The 15,849-nt window shown below is 34.1% G+C and carries 23 protein-coding genes; all 23 read right to left on the reverse strand.

Annotation, left to right across the window (positions count from 1 at the left end; genetic code table 11):
• Nucleotide 1: 1 nt before the first annotated feature.
• The 23 genes from J2Z76_RS02220 to J2Z76_RS02330 all read right to left on the reverse strand — a co-directional run bounded on the left by J2Z76_RS02220 (nucleotide 2) and on the right by J2Z76_RS02330 (nucleotide 15,840).
• Nucleotides 2-253: a hypothetical protein gene (locus J2Z76_RS02220; RefSeq protein ID WP_209510344.1), complete on the reverse strand. Its 252-nt coding sequence runs from the start codon at nucleotides 251-253 to the stop codon at nucleotides 2-4.
• A complete protein-coding gene (locus J2Z76_RS02225) occupies nucleotides 250-723 on the reverse strand; it encodes a hypothetical protein (protein WP_209510345.1) in 474 nt (157 codons plus the stop codon). The genes J2Z76_RS02220 and J2Z76_RS02225 overlap by 4 nt, the downstream gene beginning before the upstream one ends.
• 1 nt (nucleotide 724) lies before the next feature.
• The gene (locus tag J2Z76_RS02230) at nucleotides 725-1,288 is read right to left on the reverse strand and encodes a phage tail protein (protein WP_209510346.1); all 564 of its coding nucleotides are present in this window, start codon (nucleotides 1,286-1,288) and stop codon (nucleotides 725-727) included.
• Complete coding sequence (locus J2Z76_RS02235; protein ID WP_209510347.1) at nucleotides 1,285-1,602, reverse strand: hypothetical protein; 318 nt, start codon at nucleotides 1,600-1,602, stop codon at nucleotides 1,285-1,287. Before J2Z76_RS02235 ends, J2Z76_RS02230 begins: the two co-directional genes overlap by 4 nt.
• Before the next feature lie 2 nt (nucleotides 1,603-1,604).
• On the reverse strand, nucleotides 1,605-2,018 hold the full coding sequence (locus J2Z76_RS02240; protein ID WP_209510348.1) for a DUF7210 family protein: 414 nt from the start codon (nucleotides 2,016-2,018) through the stop codon (nucleotides 1,605-1,607).
• Nucleotides 2,019-2,028: 10 nt separating this feature from the next.
• Nucleotides 2,029-3,090 carry a major capsid protein gene (locus J2Z76_RS02245; protein WP_209510349.1) on the reverse strand — a complete coding sequence of 354 codons (1,062 nt, stop codon included), beginning with the start codon at nucleotides 3,088-3,090 and terminating at the stop codon, nucleotides 2,029-2,031.
• Nucleotides 3,091-3,108: 18 nt separating this feature from the next.
• The gene (locus J2Z76_RS02250; protein ID WP_209510350.1) at nucleotides 3,109-3,456 is read right to left on the reverse strand and encodes a head decoration protein; all 348 of its coding nucleotides are present in this window, start codon (nucleotides 3,454-3,456) and stop codon (nucleotides 3,109-3,111) included.
• The gene (locus J2Z76_RS16950) at nucleotides 3,456-4,499 is read right to left on the reverse strand and encodes a head maturation protease, ClpP-related (RefSeq protein ID WP_209510351.1); all 1,044 of its coding nucleotides are present in this window, start codon (nucleotides 4,497-4,499) and stop codon (nucleotides 3,456-3,458) included. The genes J2Z76_RS02250 and J2Z76_RS16950 overlap by 1 nt, the downstream gene beginning before the upstream one ends.
• 4 nt (nucleotides 4,500-4,503) lie before the next feature.
• On the reverse strand, nucleotides 4,504-6,093 hold the full coding sequence (locus tag J2Z76_RS02260; protein ID WP_209510352.1) for a phage portal protein: 1,590 nt from the start codon (nucleotides 6,091-6,093) through the stop codon (nucleotides 4,504-4,506).
• Nucleotides 6,094-6,107: 14 nt separating this feature from the next.
• Nucleotides 6,108-6,323 (reverse strand): DUF6148 family protein, encoded by a 216-nt coding sequence (locus J2Z76_RS02265; RefSeq protein ID WP_209510353.1) that lies wholly within the window; start codon nucleotides 6,321-6,323, stop codon nucleotides 6,108-6,110.
• A 53-nt stretch (nucleotides 6,324-6,376) separates the two neighbouring features.
• Complete coding sequence (locus J2Z76_RS02270) at nucleotides 6,377-8,221, reverse strand: phage terminase large subunit family protein (RefSeq protein ID WP_209510354.1); 1,845 nt, start codon at nucleotides 8,219-8,221, stop codon at nucleotides 6,377-6,379.
• A complete protein-coding gene (locus tag J2Z76_RS02275; RefSeq protein WP_209510355.1) occupies nucleotides 8,184-8,666 on the reverse strand; it encodes a hypothetical protein in 483 nt (160 codons plus the stop codon). The genes J2Z76_RS02270 and J2Z76_RS02275 overlap by 38 nt, the downstream gene beginning before the upstream one ends.
• Before the next feature lie 244 nt (nucleotides 8,667-8,910).
• Entirely contained in the window at nucleotides 8,911-9,090 is a 180-nt protein-coding gene (locus J2Z76_RS02280) for a hypothetical protein (RefSeq protein ID WP_209510356.1), read from the reverse strand.
• A 212-nt stretch (nucleotides 9,091-9,302) separates the two neighbouring features.
• Nucleotides 9,303-9,746: a sigma factor-like helix-turn-helix DNA-binding protein gene (locus J2Z76_RS02285; RefSeq protein WP_209510357.1), complete on the reverse strand. Its 444-nt coding sequence runs from the start codon at nucleotides 9,744-9,746 to the stop codon at nucleotides 9,303-9,305.
• 12 nt (nucleotides 9,747-9,758) lie between these two features.
• Nucleotides 9,759-9,953 (reverse strand): thioredoxin domain-containing protein, encoded by a 195-nt coding sequence (locus J2Z76_RS02290; RefSeq protein ID WP_209510358.1) that lies wholly within the window; start codon nucleotides 9,951-9,953, stop codon nucleotides 9,759-9,761.
• 352 nt (nucleotides 9,954-10,305) lie between these two features.
• Nucleotides 10,306-12,942 (reverse strand): hypothetical protein, encoded by a 2,637-nt coding sequence (locus J2Z76_RS02295; RefSeq protein ID WP_209510359.1) that lies wholly within the window; start codon nucleotides 12,940-12,942, stop codon nucleotides 10,306-10,308.
• Nucleotides 12,943-13,497, reverse strand: a complete 555-nt coding sequence (locus tag J2Z76_RS02300) for an ERCC4 domain-containing protein (protein ID WP_209510360.1) — start codon at nucleotides 13,495-13,497, stop codon at nucleotides 12,943-12,945.
• 6 nt (nucleotides 13,498-13,503) lie between these two features.
• Complete coding sequence (locus tag J2Z76_RS02305) at nucleotides 13,504-14,310, reverse strand: DNA adenine methylase (RefSeq protein WP_209510361.1); 807 nt, start codon at nucleotides 14,308-14,310, stop codon at nucleotides 13,504-13,506.
• 12 nt (nucleotides 14,311-14,322) lie between these two features.
• Nucleotides 14,323-14,553, reverse strand: coding sequence for a hypothetical protein (locus J2Z76_RS02310; RefSeq protein WP_209510362.1), 231 nt, complete (start codon nucleotides 14,551-14,553; stop codon nucleotides 14,323-14,325).
• A complete protein-coding gene (locus J2Z76_RS02315) occupies nucleotides 14,543-14,974 on the reverse strand; it encodes a YopX family protein (RefSeq protein WP_209510363.1) in 432 nt (143 codons plus the stop codon). The genes J2Z76_RS02310 and J2Z76_RS02315 overlap by 11 nt, the downstream gene beginning before the upstream one ends.
• Nucleotides 14,974-15,324 (reverse strand): hypothetical protein, encoded by a 351-nt coding sequence (locus J2Z76_RS02320; protein ID WP_209510364.1) that lies wholly within the window; start codon nucleotides 15,322-15,324, stop codon nucleotides 14,974-14,976. Before J2Z76_RS02320 ends, J2Z76_RS02315 begins: the two co-directional genes overlap by 1 nt.
• 4 nt (nucleotides 15,325-15,328) lie before the next feature.
• The gene (locus tag J2Z76_RS02325) at nucleotides 15,329-15,703 is read right to left on the reverse strand and encodes a hypothetical protein (RefSeq protein ID WP_209510365.1); all 375 of its coding nucleotides are present in this window, start codon (nucleotides 15,701-15,703) and stop codon (nucleotides 15,329-15,331) included.
• Nucleotides 15,700-15,840 (reverse strand): hypothetical protein, encoded by a 141-nt coding sequence (locus tag J2Z76_RS02330; protein WP_209510366.1) that lies wholly within the window; start codon nucleotides 15,838-15,840, stop codon nucleotides 15,700-15,702. The genes J2Z76_RS02325 and J2Z76_RS02330 overlap by 4 nt, the downstream gene beginning before the upstream one ends.
• Nucleotides 15,841-15,849: the final 9 nt, after the last annotated feature.

Below are 15,849 nucleotides of genomic sequence, written 5' to 3' on the forward strand. Positions count from 1 at the left end.
ATTACCCCTCCTTTTGGAATTTTAATATATTTTGATATAACTGATTTTCTTTACTACCTTGATTTCTTAATTTTTCCCTTGTTATTGCTAACTTGCTTATTGGAACAAATAACTTGCTTATAGACGGGCATTTTTCCATTTCTTTATCTATATATGGTGGAATTCCATTCTTGTAAATAGAAAATTGCTGTAATCTTCCCGCAAAGCTTGGTCCACAATAAACTAATGTTTCAATATTTTTCTTTTTACTCATATTAAATTTTCCACATCCTCTCTAATATAACTCGGAGTTTTCCAGTTTGTCTCTAGTCCTGCAAAGAAATAAGGGTCTGCATCTTCATCGTTATAAGCCCAATTAATAGGTAAGGTTAGTTCATATCTTCCACCTATAGTTGGTCTTTTTTTAAGGCTTTCCATTATCTTATTTGCTACAGTAAGCGCATCTTTATATCCTTGGTTATTACTATCTCTTTCAACAACTCCAATTATAAATTGAATGATAGCACTACTAGCTTCTGTTTCATTGATTTCACTTCCGTTTGCTATTCGGATAATAATACAAGGATAAGGATCATTATCATCTTCACTTTTTCTATGGTTCGGTAAATGCTGCGGAAAAAAACTTAATGGTACCATTTCATTCTTTATATTTTTTAAACGTATATTTGAAAATTCTTCTTTCATGCGTGATACTAAAGCATCTTGTAAGTCAAGAGGAATCATTTTAACCTCTCCCTTTTTCTAAAATTCTATCAATTTCATGTTCTAGTCTTTTATTAAATGTTTCATGACCTTCTGTTTCGATTATTTCTTTAACATTTTCATTTTCTAACATTTGTGGTACTGATGGTCCAAATAACTTTTTAATAGGCAGCCGTGATTTAGATGAACGTTGAAATACTTTTTTACCGCTTACATCAGCAACAAAAGCACCCATTACAGTTTTCAAACCATCTTTTTTAACTCCAATTTTTATTTGACTTTTACGTTTAGGATTAACTGTCATTGGAGATACCTTGAACCTGTCTAATGGAACTGATCTACCACTTGATTTTACTTCAGCTCTTAAACTTCCTTTAGTTGCTTTTGTTTTTGCTAATGTTTCGCCGATGTCTTGAGACTTAATATTATATTCTTTTCTAACTTCTTTTTTGATGTTTGAATTAACATTAGTAGCAGCCCTGTTTAAAGCATTAGAAATGGCTCCTGGTGCTCGTTTGTGAAATCCTCCAAGTTTATCCTGAACGTCATTAATCATTCTTTCGTCAACATCTATAGTTATGTTCATGACCTAGCAACTCCTATGGCTATCGTATAAAGACCTTCATCATATTGAATGTTGTTAATATAGTAAAGTTTTTCGTTGAAGAGTATGTCATGACCAACAAACGGACTAAATTTTAAGTCGTTTTTCTTAACATGAAAGAGGAGCTCACTATTAGCAAGCCCCTCTCCCCCATTACTAAGCTGTAATTCTTTTAATAAGTCACTATCCATAACGATATTTGTTTTAGTCCCATCTATGGTTATTTCTTCAGCAAATTCATTAGAATTAAAAAACACATTGTCAATATCAGCTGCTATTACATCTTTAAAATTCATTTTTATTCTTCCTCTACCAAGTCAAATATGGCTTCAGCTTTATTTTGTTCAATGATAAGAGAAATAAGATTGGCTTTTGATATATTACCGGCAAATTCTAAGCCGACTTTTTTAGCTGCATCTTTCAATTCGTTATAATTAAATAACTTTTCAATCTCTGCAGCTGCTTGTTCCGGAGTTAATTCAATTGTGTCTGGATTATTTCCGTCGTCAGTTGAATTAACATTACCACCATCGGTATTTAGGTTTTTATTTTCACCATCTTCATTATCTGATGGTGTATGAATAATTTCAGGAAAAAAAGCGACTCCTAAATTAACGAGTCGCTCCGCATCCTTTTCATTTAATTCAATTCTATCATTAGCAACATATTCTTTACGATTATGCCTAATATTTTCTTTAGCAATTACTATCATAGTATACCTCCTACAGAACTTTAGCAATGTACCACGCATCAACCTCATGAGGTACAGGTAAAGGACTGCTATTCAGTTGTAAAATTCTTGAAGCAGGATCTTTCTTGATCCATGAATCAGGAATTCTAGAACCTTCATAAGTCACAAAGTTGTTTGTACCCTGGTCTGTTAATGTTACAGCTCCATACAAGAAGTCTGAACGTGCACCGGATGAGCCTAACATAACAGTTCCAGCTGGAACCATAGGTAATTCCGTCTCAGTATCTTCGTCAAAATACCATTCGTTGTAAGAATAAATATCAAGGCCGAGTTTTGAAATAGCTCCTATATATGTTACTCCATTTGGTAAAACCGAAGGATTAATTTGTCCTAAAACAATTCTTCTATTGTCTAAAACTTCTGTTACAGCTGGATGTCTTGTAAATGCTCTTACTACATCCGCTGACATAATAACTCTATCAGGATTAACGCCAGATGACTTAATAACTGCATCTCTCCATGTTTCTAAATCATCTATAGGATTACTCTCATATTCTCCAGTTATTTCATCCTTTGCATGATTGCTCCATAATTCTGTACCGCTTAAAGTAGTTTTATTAGTAAAATCAAAATCCATTGTAGCATTTACACCTTCACCGATTATATCAACTTTTCCAGTAAACAGTATTTGAGCTGCCATCCATTCTTCTCTTCTTGTAATAGCTTCATCTAATTCAGTTAAGTCTCTAGCTATAAGTTCTGCAGCTCTTTCATCCGGACTTTTTACTGAATATATATTCTCACCCATTGAGCGCTTATTTATGTCATCACCAGTTATGATTCTTTGTGGTTTAATCATTGCAGGTTTAAAAGATTTAGTAGTAAATCCTTGCCTGTCCATTACTTTACCTGGCATTCTAGGTGATACAAAAGGAGCCATCTTTCTTCTGCCTTTGTAATAATCAACATCTACATTTTCAGTTATAAATGTTCTAGAGTTGGCGAAAAAAGTGTCCTTTAAAAATGTTTGTGCAGGCATCATCATTTCTATTGCCTGAAGCATTGTTCTAGTATTGTATAAATCTAATGGCATATATTTTATCCTCCCTTATTATGCTTTCTGATTTTGTTTCAAAAATATTCCGATATTTCTTAATGCAAGTCTGTGAGTATCAGCTGTATCAGTTCCACCGAATGTTATAGCATCTTCATTGAACTCACCTGTCAAATATAAAACTGCTGGGTCTCCATCAGCCGCAACATCATCAGCCAAAATTCCATAAGGATCTTTTGAGCCATCTACTGCAGCAGAATCAACCGCTTTAATTTTACCAGAAGCTGTAATCTTACCAACAACTGTACCTCTAACCATTGTTGCTCCCGCCATAGCGCTTTCTATCACAACTTCAGCGTCGCCAGCAAATAGCTTGTCATAGTTAAATGTTCCTAAAGTAGTCATTATTTAGTGCCTCCTTTTTCTCTTTTTTTATTTGCAAACTTAGCAATTAATGAAGCTCCCTCTTTTTCGTCTGTTTCTTTTGAATTTCCTTCAGGAGCCTCAGAGCCTTCGATACCATTAAGTTCTTCAGCATCTTTTTTAGTAGCTTCTAAATGGTCATTTCCAACTTTCTTTTGAGCTTTCAAAATATTTACTGCAAGAGTTTCAGCATTTTCCTTTGTATCGAATTTAGCTTTATTAACTAAATCTTCAAAACCCGGTACTCCTAAATCCTCAATTTCTTTGATACGCGCATTTTCAACTTTTACACCTTCGGCGTATCCTTCTTTCTTGATTTGATCATACAAATCGGGATGTTTTTCTTTTAATTCTTCTAAATTCATTACGTTATTCTCCTTATTCTTTGGATTTTTAATAATTTCCGTGTTGATTTTGTTTTTAAATTCATTCCTCATCTTGTTAATAACATTTAAAGGAATCATTTGTGAATTGCTTGAGCTTGCTACAAGCTTTTGATTATCATCAAACATGATTTCATCAACAAATTTTTTCTCTAGAGCTTGTTGTGCATTAAACCATGATTCTTGATCCATGAGGTCCAATAATTCATCTTTAGTCATACCGGTTTTAAGGATATAAGCATTAGCAATTGATGTATTATAGTTCTTTAATACAGTAGCCTCATGCTGTAGGTCTCTATAATCACCCGAAGCGTAACTTGATACATTGTGTATCATAATTTGCGCTGTAGGTGATATAATCAATTTACCACAAGCCATAGCTATTACTGAAGCTGCGCTTGCCGCAAGTCCCATAATTTTCCCTATGGTTTTTCCTGAGTATGCTTTAATAATTGTATAGATTTCTGAACCAGAATAAACATCACCGCCACCTGAGTTGATTTCAATTTCCAAATCCTCTCCATTAGCTTTTTCTAGTTGATCTTCTATATCTTTAGGACAAGTTGAGTCAACTTCAAACCAATCATAAATCCACTTATAATCATTAGGTATGATTACACCTTTAATTTTAATTCTTGCCAATTTTTCACCTCCTCACTATTTCATTAATATCTGTTTCATCCGGATCTTCCGTATCCTCATCTGTTGAATTGCTATTGTCTGAAGTTAATCCACCTTCTCTCCTAAGTTTTTCTTCCACAATTCTTAATCTATTATTTCTAAAGAAGTCACCATTACCCAGTTCTACAGTTTCTTTTGTTCTAGTACTGAAGCCTTCAGCAACTCTCTTAGATGCAGCATTTACTTCCTTAAGCGGATCTATTTGTCCTTGAGATGGACCATTCCATTCAGCTGTACAATAAGCTTTTCGCGCCAAGGGATCAGTAAAGAATCCTGGTGCACTTATTCTACCTTTACTAATAGCCTCCGCTAGGAACTCCTCATATATAGGCTGACAAAAGTCATTTGCCATCCACGAGCGTCTCATTCTAAACATCTTCCATGCTTCTAACAAAGAAGCTCTACTTGCTGAGTAGGACGCAGAAAAATGTTTAAGTAATAATTCATAAGGAACCTCAAGCGCAGAACCAATTTGCTTACACATTGATGATACAAATCCGTCAAAAGCTACATTAGGTCTTGCAGGGTTAGATATATCTATGCTTTCATTTTCTCCTAAAGCTACTATTGCGCCATTACCAAGCTCGTAATTTATATTATCGTCATCATCTTCTAACTGATCCACTGGACTTACATATTGCCCTGGTGCCTCTGTATCTGGGCTTTCAGTTTTAATAAACACGGTATACATGCCACTAATAACCGCAGCCATTAATTCTGCTTCAGTATACCTCGTCAATTGTTTTAATGACTCAATAACCGGCGCAAGAATAGGAACCCCTCTTCTTTGTTCTGGTCGCTCAGATTCCATCAAGTGTATTACGTTAGGTCTTCCGGTTCTCTCGCCAAATTTTCTAACTCTAACCCATTTATTTTTTGACAGCATAACTGTACCAGGATGTTTTTGAGCTATATGATACGCCACTACTTCACCATATGTATTTATCTCAACACCATTAACAATCTTGTTGTCAAAATCAATATAGTTATTAGGATTGCACACCCTATCAGCTTCAATAATATTAATCCTTAAGTCATAAGGCATATACACTCTAGGTATTAATGGTAGAGTAGCCAAACAATCACCCGACATCAGTTGAGATATTAAAGCTAGTTGCTGAAGCTCATAAAAGTTATTCATCCTTTGCGCATCACAGTGGATTGATTCAGCCCAAAGATTAAATTCTCTTTCAACTTTAGTTTCCCATGCATCCGCCTCTTCTAATGTCATGCCCAGGTATTCGTAATCTATTTGAGCATTTAATCTTAATCCACTTCCTACTACATTAGTCCTGATAGTTTTCAAGGCACCAGTAGCAAGTGGCGCACCCATATATAAATCTCTTGAGCGTCCTCTTAATTTTGGAATATTTTGTTCAATATCTTCCAACACTGAGCTGGACCTTATTAGCCATCCAACTAAGCTTTTCTTTTTGCTACTGGCGCCGTGTTCTCCGTATCCGGAATTAATCATTTTAATTTTTTGCCTTGCTACTTCTCTTTTAAGAGCAGTATTTGGTGAAACATAGCCTATAGCTTTGTCTAATACATTCAAATTTCTCACATCCTTTATAAATCTCTGGGAACTGCCCTAAATACCTTCCTTTTTCCTTGACCTGAAAGCCTTGAAACTTCCCTTTGCCAATATGTTATTCTTTCTTTGATTTCTGATAAATTAGCTCTAAAAAGTTGTCTAGTTCCAATCCTATATGACTGACCAGTTGATACTGCTAATTCTGCATTTAACCAGGCATCTAAATGCTGTTTTGCTGTAGTTAAGTCCATATTTGCCACCTCATTTTATAAAATTTAAATAAAAAAACACCTAAATAAGGTGCTTAACTTATGCCTTTTGAAACAACACGTCTTCGTTTCTTGATTTTCTTAGGAATAAAAGACTGTTCGCCATTTAATTGATTTAATATAGCATTTATATTAGGATTTAATATCTCTAATGCTGCTGTAGCATAGTTTCTTAAGTCAAACGGTTCATTCCTTGCTGAAATAGATTTCTTTTCCCATTTAATCACAGTTTGACCGTTTTTATATCGTGTAACTCTATGTTCTGCAGTTAAGCCTTTGAAATAAGCGTCATCATATCCTTTTTCTGTTTCAAAAGGGAAGTGACAATATCCATTTTGGTCTGGCTTCGCTGTTAGTCTTGATACAAGCGTATCTTTCCCTACATCAACACCTATAGTGAATAAATAGACTCCACTTTGCTCACGCCTTTTAGGTCTCTTTATAAAACTATGGCCTGAACCTCCTATACCTTTAATAGCCCATACTCTTTGCAACTCTCTATCTTTGCAATAAGCATATGCACTACTTGTATGATGGCCTCCAGTATCTACACAAGTTGACATTATATTAAGAGGTACGCCGTCGGCTCTTGAAAATGTTTTAAAAAGTACGTCGTCTAAAGCTTTCCAAACGAAACTTTTGCCGGGGTCACCCATAAGAACTCCATATTCAATTCCCCATGACTCTTTATTAATCCCCCAACCAACTACCTCATACTCTAAACGGTTATCTTGTACGTCAACACCTGCAGTAAGTACCGCTACATTTTCAGGCACATCACAGCTATATTCCTCACGCCTACTTAACAATTCATCAGATTCAAGTCCGACTCCTTTCTCTTCCCATGTCTCACCTAAAGAAGTATTGACCCAAACTTTTAAAGACTCTTTACCATCTTTTTTTGCTTGCTTAAAGTCTACGACAATTTCATCCCAGTGCTTCCACGGACTAGCTAATTCATTTATATGAAACCCGACAATACTAGAATTAGGATTATCAGCTATCCATTTACCTTCACCAGTCTTCCACTCATATTCACCATAAGCAAAACCGCAAAATTTACATCTGTGCTTAACACATATAACCTCTTCTTTAACATCATCATATTCGAATGTTATTTGGCCCCATTTTAATTGTTGATGTTCTCCGCAAGAAGGGCAAGGCAAATGCCAATGCTGTTGATTACTTGAATTGTAAAACTTTTCAATTCTACTTGCACCTTTAATCGTTGGAGTTGAGACAAATATTTTTTTTCTGTTAGAAAATGTTGTAGTTCTTTTCTCAGCTAGTGACACTGGGTCTCCCTCAGTGCCGGCGCTTGCAGGAAATCTATCAACCTCATCCGCTAGTAATACTCTTATTGGTCTACTAGCTAATGCTGAAGATGAATTCGCACCTACCATTACAATAACACCACCAGGAAAAGACTTCTCTAATATTGTATTACTGCTATTTCTAGACTTAATATCAGCTACTTTTCCTTTTAATGCTGGAGTGTCTCTCAACATAGGCGCAAGTCTTGTCTTTGAGAATGTTTCTGCCATTTCAACTGTAGGTTGCACAACCATTATTGGCGATGGGTCATAATCTATGAAATAACCTATCGCATTTAATATGATTTCAGTCTTCCCTACCTGGGCGCTTGTCATTAATATAATAATTTCAACTCTGGGGTTATTTATTTCATCCATTATTTTCTTTTGATATGGAGCACGTTCTGTACGCCATTGACCAGGTTCAGCTGAAGCTTCGGATGATAGCCTACGATAAACATCAGCCCATTCAGATACGGATAAGTTGGGCGGTGGCGCCATTATTTTAGAAATTCTTTTAAAAAGCTGCTTAGTCTTGTTTTCTATTTCGTTTATGCTTTTTATCATCTGGTGGCTCCTTATCTTCTGCCACTTTCATATCTTCATTCTCATCCGTAATCTTATTTTTACTTTTGGAATAAAACATATCAGGATCATAACAAGATAATTCCTGAAGGGCTTCATTCACATATTTTTTAATAATGGTTTTTATTAACTCAACTTCCGTCTGCGCTATTATTAAAGGTGCCACCTTGTTAGGCAAAACCAATAATTGAGCTCTAAAGGATGCAAGCATATCATTCATTATCGCTTCAACATCCTCAGACCGGTGAACATTTCCTTTAATGATATCAAGGTCCATTTCTGCTTTTTGTCTCCTGGCTCTAATCAATAAAATCTCTTCAGTAACTTTACTTAATTCTTCTCCAGTCTTACTTTGTTCTTTTATGTAATTTAAGTAGCTTTGAATAGACAAAGGCAGATCATAAACACCATGCGAAACTCTATCCAAGGCATCCTCTTTTGTAAGTTGCTGAATACGTCTTGAACTAAGTCCGAGAATTTCGGATAATTCAGTCGTTGAGACTTTATATTCTTTTTCTTTCAAACTATTGATACTCACAGCGTTTATTCACCTTCTTTTTATTTAAAACTTACATATAACTAAGAAACCGAAATGACTTTTTTTGCTTATTATCTAGCAAACATTTGGGCTCGCAAGCACCCGCAATGAAATAAAGTCCCCAAAGTACCTATTATTTATCCCACCTAGTCTGTTTGATTGCTCCCTTGTCTCTTTTATAACTATTAGATTTCATTAGATTTTTAGGACTATCACCAAGTTTTATTTTTTTACTTGTACTTGAATACTTTATTTGTTGTAACTTTCTATAAGTCTCCATATCTTTATATTTTATAAGCTCTCTTATTGTCATACTAATACCCTCCCCTATTCCCTATGCAGTCTAATTTATATCTGCATCGTCACAATAAAAAAGACACCCTTTTATTGAGTGTCTCTTGGTTCGTCGATTAAGCTGCTATCCTTGCCCGACAAATGATTTACATGAATCAATAATAACATTCTACTACATAATTTGGTACCTAACGTATCCAATTCGGGTACGATTCGTGTACAAAAAGTGTACTATTCATAAATCTTGTCCCCGTATAAAGCTAATGCAATAGCTCTAACTGCCTTATTCCTTTGCTTTTTACACCAACTCTCTGATGTATGTAACATAAAACTTATTTCAATCCAAGATTTATATTTGATATATTTATTTAATATTACTTTCCTTTGAAGTTCTGGAAGTACTTCGATGCACCTATCTATAGTATCAATAACTTTCTTACTGTTAACAACCATCTCACCTCTCATTATCCTTTGTAATGCTTTATCCTCTGTTGAGCTATGTATTGCATTAGTGAAACTTACTATTGATTGAGTATTGCTGGTACTAATACTCACATCATCATTCATAGTTTCAACATCCATGGCCAGAGTGTCAGAGTTTATCCTCAACATGTTGTAGTCCTCAAGTAGCCTTATAGTTTCTTCAAAGTAATACTTATTAACTTTCCTTTGCAACTTATCACCCTCTTATGTAATATTCATGTCAAGCTTGCCTATATCGTAATTCATTGCCTTTAACTTATTGCAAATATCATTACAATCAATAATTATATTGTCAAGCTCATGCTCTGCTTCAATGGTGCCTTTATTGTTTTTAAAATACCAATTCGCTTTTCGTATTCGATTTATGTTAATGTTAAACTTTTTTATTAATTCGTCCATAATGCCTCCTGCGTTACCTTTTTTAAAGTCTTGTTACCTGTTGAAGTAACGCGTCAACATATTGCAATTTCAACACAAAACAGCTCTTTTTACCTTTGTTACCTGTTCACAGAACTACACACCCCCTGTGAGAGAGAAAATACCTATATAGTGTGTAGTTATAAATCGGGTAACATAGGTAACATTATAGTATATATATATATATTTAATAATTTATTATATTATATATATAGTAAGGGCAATGCTTTCAGCGCTTTTTTTGGGAAATAATCGCGTTACCTATTTCCCAAAAAACAGGTAACAAACAGGTAACAAACGCTTAAAACAGGTAACAAAATCAAAATTATTTTCCTTAAAATGGAATTTGTTCTCCATTTTCTTCACTTACTGGCTCAAACATGCATATATTATCTAATCCCAAATCGTCCAATAAGTTTAAGTCCAATTTGTAACTTTTCTTAACTTTGTTGTTAATTCTAATATTCATAACTGATTTATCTAACAGATATTTGCTACCTTTGAGCTGCTTAATAAAATCATTTTTACTGAGAACTCCTGCTTCTCTGTTAAAATCCCTTATGTATTTTTTAATCGCTGGATAAATAATTGGAATATATATATATACACATTCATCATCTTTATCAACACGCAATCCATCTTTAAGGCCGAAGCCGTTTGAAATCATTTCGTCTAGTAATTCAAACATGTTCTCAACCTGTGATTTTGTTTCTCTCCTGTTTTGTAAGATGTTATTTATAATATTATTTGCAATGTATTCAGCTCCTAACTTTACATCAAGCTCAATGCCATATCTTTTAAAAGATTTTCTAATAAGATTCAATCCCTGGACCTCATTTATAAAAGTGTTCAATGGACGGTCCTTAAAATCAACTAGCTTTATGCAGCTGTTTCTAAATTTTTCAAAACTATTTATATCAATTTCTAGCGCTTCCTTGACAAGCAACTTGCCTATTTTATTTAGAATTTTTTTATGTTTTATAAGATTTCTTATAGCTACTAATGTGCCATCGTCTTTGTTGGCTCTTGAAATATAAACTATATCACTTCTTTCCATCAAAGCCGTTTCATCTTGCCAGTAACCCTCTTCACCCATGATAACTATAGGTCTTACTGGAGTTATTTTTATTGTTTGTAAATTCCTATTACCTCTGATACTACTATTTCTGTCATATGCATTTCTAAAGAAGTTACTTAGCTCCTGGTTCTTTTTTTCTTGGAAATATGATGGTTTATACTCATCAATAATAAATGGCAAAGTTTTATTCCTTGAAGATTCTCTTAAAAAAGCAAAATTAGTAACGTCTTTCATCATGGCCATATTATCAAAATTCATTAATGGCTGAATTATATTTTCAACAATTGTATTCTTGCCTGCTCCAGCTTCACCAAATACCGCAAGGTGATTAAGTTTAATGTCTAGTTCTTCATATTTTCCATTCAATAGCATTGCCCCAACATGGCCAAGTACAGTATAAACAACCTCACTTTTATTAAAGCTTAATAGGCTGTCGTATACTTCAATAATTTCTTCCTTCGTTGGAAGTTCTAAATCTTTAAATTTCTCAAAATCATCATCTTCATAATAAATATTTGCTTGATCATAAATAAAATTATTATCAAAAGAACCAAGACTGGTAACAAATCTCCACTCGCCGTTGATGAGACGTATACCACCAACATCATAGGCCGTCGTTGTATCTCTTTTTTTATATTTAAAACACCATTCCTTTAGATCTATCAGGACATCAATGGATCCTCTGAAAACTAGGTCTGAAGAGTTTAAAAAATCTCTAAATTTACGCACATCATTAAATACTAATATGCTGCCACGTCTTTTGAGCGTTCGGTTATCTTGTGTCCTAATAATCATTTCAAAATATTCCTCTTCAGTATCAACACGATTTATAATATTGATTCCATCTATAACGAAATTGGTAAGTTGCTTTTTATTTTTCGCATCCTCTTTGCCATCCGTACACTTCCAAATACCATAACTAAAATCTTTATGTTCCTGCAGCTTATATGTATTTTTAACATCTAAACAACTATCAAATACATAGTCCGTAAGTTCTTTGACATTATGGCCAGCATTTAACCAATCAGTTACATCTAATTTGCTCCCAGGTACTTTGCTTAGTTCCGGAAGATATTCAACGATATACATTTTCTCAACATCATCAAATAAAAAATTTCTGCATTTCTCTACATGGTTTCTGCCTGGCCCATCAAAATCCCCAAGTAAAACTAACTTTGCACCTCTCAACTGGCTTTTGTAATCATCAAACATGGACCCTGCACCGGTCGCAAAACTCGTGGCTGCAAGACCATTGTAAATTAGAGTATCAGCATCTTTTTCGCCTTCGACTAAGTAAATATAGTAACCTTTTCTAATAGCATTTTGTACAGCTGCAGCATTGTAAATATATTGCTTTGGTAGTTGGTCAACTGTTTCAGTTGATGCAGCTATAATCTTATTTTCTCTAATAACGCGCTGAATAAATCTTTTAGGTTTTTTATCTGCAACATGGTTAATGAGCTTGTACTTAATTTTTACTGATACCAGAGTTCCTCTCTCATCTGTATAAAAATATGCATTATCGAACTTATAATCTTTATCAACAACCCATACACCGGTATTTTCATCTTTTGTGACATTGCCAACATTGTTCTCTCTAATATAAGCTATTAGATTTTCTTTACTATAATACGTTTCATCCTTTTCAATAAAATCCATCTTATTTAGTCCAAGATCTGCAAGCATAGTATTAAGTCCGTAAGAGCTGCCACATGTACGACAACCTGCGACTATACCGCCATCTGATTTAAGAGCAATATAAGCTGATGCAGTTTTATCCTGGTGATGAGTGCATTTAAAACTATAGTTTTCTTTATCTTTACTATTGAAATTTTTCTTTTTGTCCTGAAGCAATGGCAAAATTGCATCAAACATTTTGTCGTAGTCAAACATCTACTCACCTTCTTCCAGGTCTCCCTTGTAGTTCAGTATTACTTCCCTTAAGTGATAATTAAATAATGCATGTATATACATTCCAGCATAATATTTACTTACAAAATTAATATCTATCTGATATCTAGCAATGTAAGCGTTCAAAGTTGCAAGAAAACTTACTGGATTATATTGTGTGTTATAATTTCCGCTCTGTATGTCTTCCCAGGAACCATCTTCTATCATTAAATAAAATTTAGAGTTTTTCTTTCTAATTAATTCTTTTTCGAACCTCTCTCTGTCTTTTGTGAGGTTACCAGATAGCTCTGTAAGGCTTCCTTTTCTCTCAACTACTAATTCATTGTCGAAAACCAAAGGCTTTAATATACCCATGTCAGGCATCGATGGGAGCATGAAGGAGTAATCTCCAAAGTCTAATTTCTTATTTTTGTACTTGACTTTCTTTTTATTGAAAAAATCTAATATATGATTATTAGCTTGCTCTCTCGTGTCAACCAGGATAGTTAGATTGTTTAGAATTTCTTTTGATTCTTTTTCTGTGTAATGGTATCTCATATTTGCCTAAACCTCCATTCTCAATTGACCTGCTTCATAATTCATCCATATTACTTCCGTTGCGGTCTTACCCTTTTCACAATTCGATTTATTGGTTTTAATAACCCAACCCTTTAACAGTTCCTTGTAAATATCATTCATATACCCAGATATTATTACCGGACCGGAATGCTCCTTTAAGACTGTCAGCAATTCAACGTGTTCATCATCTGTCATTTCATATCTATAAATTCTTTTGCTTCTTGTGCTTAGTACGTAAGGCGGGTCGCAGTAAATAAATACATACGGACGATTGTATGTTTTTATCAAGTCGATTGCAGATGTGTTTTCAATTTGTACAATATTTAATTTTTCACTTTTTAGTCTTAATGCCGTTTGCTGAATAGACGGTTCTAATCTGCACCACCTTGATTTTCCGTTATCTGCAGGTTTTATGCAATTTGCCCATCCTGTTATATCACTTGTTTTCGTTCCTATTGCCTGCCAGCATCTTACTAGAAAACATCTTGCATCTTCAATGCTATCACCATTAATTTCATACGATTCTCTATATTCTTGCCTTGACCATGGTGTAAATTTTATCAGCTTCGCTAATTCTTCTGGATGCTCTCTAATGACCTTAAACAGATTTACAACACTTCCATCTAAATCATTTATAGTTTCAATTTTTGAGCGATTCTTATTGAAAAATACAGCTCCACTTCCAAGATAAGGTTCGAGATATGTCATTTTTTCATAGCCATGTGGAAAATTTGAAATTATCCAATTTGCTGTTGACCATTTACTGCCTGGATATTTTAATACCGTATTCACCTAGTCCACCTCCTACTCATACCTTTTGCCTGTCTGTTTATCAATCAAAACCAATCTGCCTTCTAATTTAAAATCTATAATCTCTAACATTCGAATAATGATATGCATTGCATCTTCAACGTCCTTTTTCCTGTTTCTATCTTTCAGTTTTCCATTATAACCAACTTTTTTAATGGCAGCGTAAGCTGTAGGATCACTACAGCCACTACCGTTTTTACCTATGTTATTATTATTAGCTTTCATTGTATGCCTCCAACAACTCTGGATTTTCGTAAATGTTACCGATAATTTCAAACAACTCTAAATCATGCTTGCCTAAATAATTGTTAGCAATCGGAAATGTTTTTTTGTCATCACAAAGCCGTTTAAAGTAGAATCCTGTTATTTCAACTAAATTGTCAAAGATTTGTCGCTTTGCTGTACCGAACTCACAAACAACCTTTATCACTTCTAAATCTTCGTTTTTTAGCTGTATGATATCACCCTCATAAATTTCCTTGCCATTTTTATCTTTTAAACCTGTGTATTGCATTAATTCATAATTATTACCGTCTACCCAACCATCATTTTCGAATAAAACCAACTCATTTTTAATATCAATTTGTTCAATATTTTTAACTTTACCATCGATTCGGTCTAATCCTCTAAATTTAATCTCTCTCATTATTCAGCCTCCATTATCAAACAATCATAACCCTTTTCCTTGCACCAATCTTCATACTGATCTGCAGATGTTATCCCATCACCTATACATTCCAGGTGCTTATTAAAATATTCAATAAACTTCTCAATTCTTTTCTGGCCAAAACCATATGCTTCATATAAGCTAGTTGCTATCAAAGGCAACATCATTGTGCTTGCGTCCATTGTGGCTTGTATTTTAGCTTCTTCCATTTCTTTTGCATAAGCAGCGTGAAGCTTTTCAACCTCTGCATTTATTAGAGGCTTAAACTTCTTGTTGACAGCCTCATTAAACTCCTTTTTGTTGTTAAAATGATATGGATTTTTTTTCATTAAATCACGCTCCCCACTCTTTTTCCGTCATGATTCTAGGTCTATAAACTCGTTTACCTTGGTTTTCTTCTATTCGCCTCATATCACCTAAAATTTTTTCAAGTTTCTTTATTGCTGGTTGATTACCGTTAATAAATTCTATTAATTCTCTCAATACTTCAACCTTATCTTTGTGCTTACGTCTTTCATCTCTACATCTTTTCATTGCTGTAGTGGTTTTATTTCGTTCAGCTGCTGTTTTATCTTTGAATTCTAGCTTATGCAATAGGTCTTCCTGAAGCAGCTGCTTATCATCTGAACCTTTTAACGCAATATTGTACATACTTTGTGTATCTCTAAAATATTTCAGTATATCAGACAACATTTCAGATTCTTTCATAATCGACCTCTACTTTCTTTGCCTTTTGGCTGCTTTATCCTGGTATTAATTTTATTATAATTAACTTTACTTGGTCTAATTACAGGAGTGTCATGAATTCTAACGAAATGTGTATCCATATAATTATCGCCCATCATTTGTATTTT

It is taken from the genome of Sedimentibacter acidaminivorans (genome assembly GCF_017873955.1).
Lineage (GTDB): Bacteria > Bacillota > Clostridia > Tissierellales > Sedimentibacteraceae > Sedimentibacter > Sedimentibacter acidaminivorans.

Bases quoted from the DNA above. Each gene is read 5' to 3' on its own strand.
- J2Z76_RS02230 (WP_209510346.1), bottom strand. From the start codon at position 1,288: ATGAACATAACTATAGATGTTGACGAAAGAATGATTAATGACGTTCAG.
- J2Z76_RS02290 (WP_209510358.1), bottom strand. From the start codon at position 9,953: ATGGACGAATTAATAAAAAAGTTTAACATTAACATAAATCGAATACGA.
- J2Z76_RS02250 (WP_209510350.1), bottom strand. From the start codon at position 3,456: ATGACTACTTTAGGAACATTTAACTATGACAAGCTATTTGCTGGCGAC.
- J2Z76_RS02315 (WP_209510363.1), bottom strand. From the start codon at position 14,974: ATGAGAGAGATTAAATTTAGAGGATTAGACCGAATCGATGGTAAAGTT.
- J2Z76_RS02320 (WP_209510364.1), bottom strand. From the start codon at position 15,324: ATGAAAAAAAATCCATATCATTTTAACAACAAAAAGGAGTTTAATGAG.
- J2Z76_RS02240 (WP_209510348.1), bottom strand. From the start codon at position 2,018: ATGATAGTAATTGCTAAAGAAAATATTAGGCATAATCGTAAAGAATAT.
- J2Z76_RS02295 (WP_209510359.1), bottom strand. From the start codon at position 12,942: ATGTTTGACTACGACAAAATGTTTGATGCAATTTTGCCATTGCTTCAG.
- J2Z76_RS02265 (WP_209510353.1), bottom strand. From the start codon at position 6,323: ATGGACTTAACTACAGCAAAACAGCATTTAGATGCCTGGTTAAATGCA.
- J2Z76_RS02300 (WP_209510360.1), bottom strand. From the start codon at position 13,497: ATGAGATACCATTACACAGAAAAAGAATCAAAAGAAATTCTAAACAAT.
- J2Z76_RS02330 (WP_209510366.1), bottom strand. From the start codon at position 15,840: ATGATGGGCGATAATTATATGGATACACATTTCGTTAGAATTCATGAC.
- J2Z76_RS02280 (WP_209510356.1), bottom strand. From the start codon at position 9,090: ATGACAATAAGAGAGCTTATAAAATATAAAGATATGGAGACTTATAGA.
- J2Z76_RS02270 (WP_209510354.1), bottom strand. From the start codon at position 8,221: ATGATAAAAAGCATAAACGAAATAGAAAACAAGACTAAGCAGCTTTTT.
- J2Z76_RS02225 (WP_209510345.1), bottom strand. From the start codon at position 723: ATGATTCCTCTTGACTTACAAGATGCTTTAGTATCACGCATGAAAGAA.
- J2Z76_RS02325 (WP_209510365.1), bottom strand. From the start codon at position 15,703: ATGAAAGAATCTGAAATGTTGTCTGATATACTGAAATATTTTAGAGAT.
- J2Z76_RS02245 (WP_209510349.1), bottom strand. From the start codon at position 3,090: ATGCCATTAGATTTATACAATACTAGAACAATGCTTCAGGCAATAGAA.
- J2Z76_RS02310 (WP_209510362.1), bottom strand. From the start codon at position 14,553: ATGAAAGCTAATAATAATAACATAGGTAAAAACGGTAGTGGCTGTAGT.
- J2Z76_RS02235 (WP_209510347.1), bottom strand. From the start codon at position 1,602: ATGAATTTTAAAGATGTAATAGCAGCTGATATTGACAATGTGTTTTTT.
- J2Z76_RS02220 (WP_209510344.1), bottom strand. From the start codon at position 253: ATGAGTAAAAAGAAAAATATTGAAACATTAGTTTATTGTGGACCAAGC.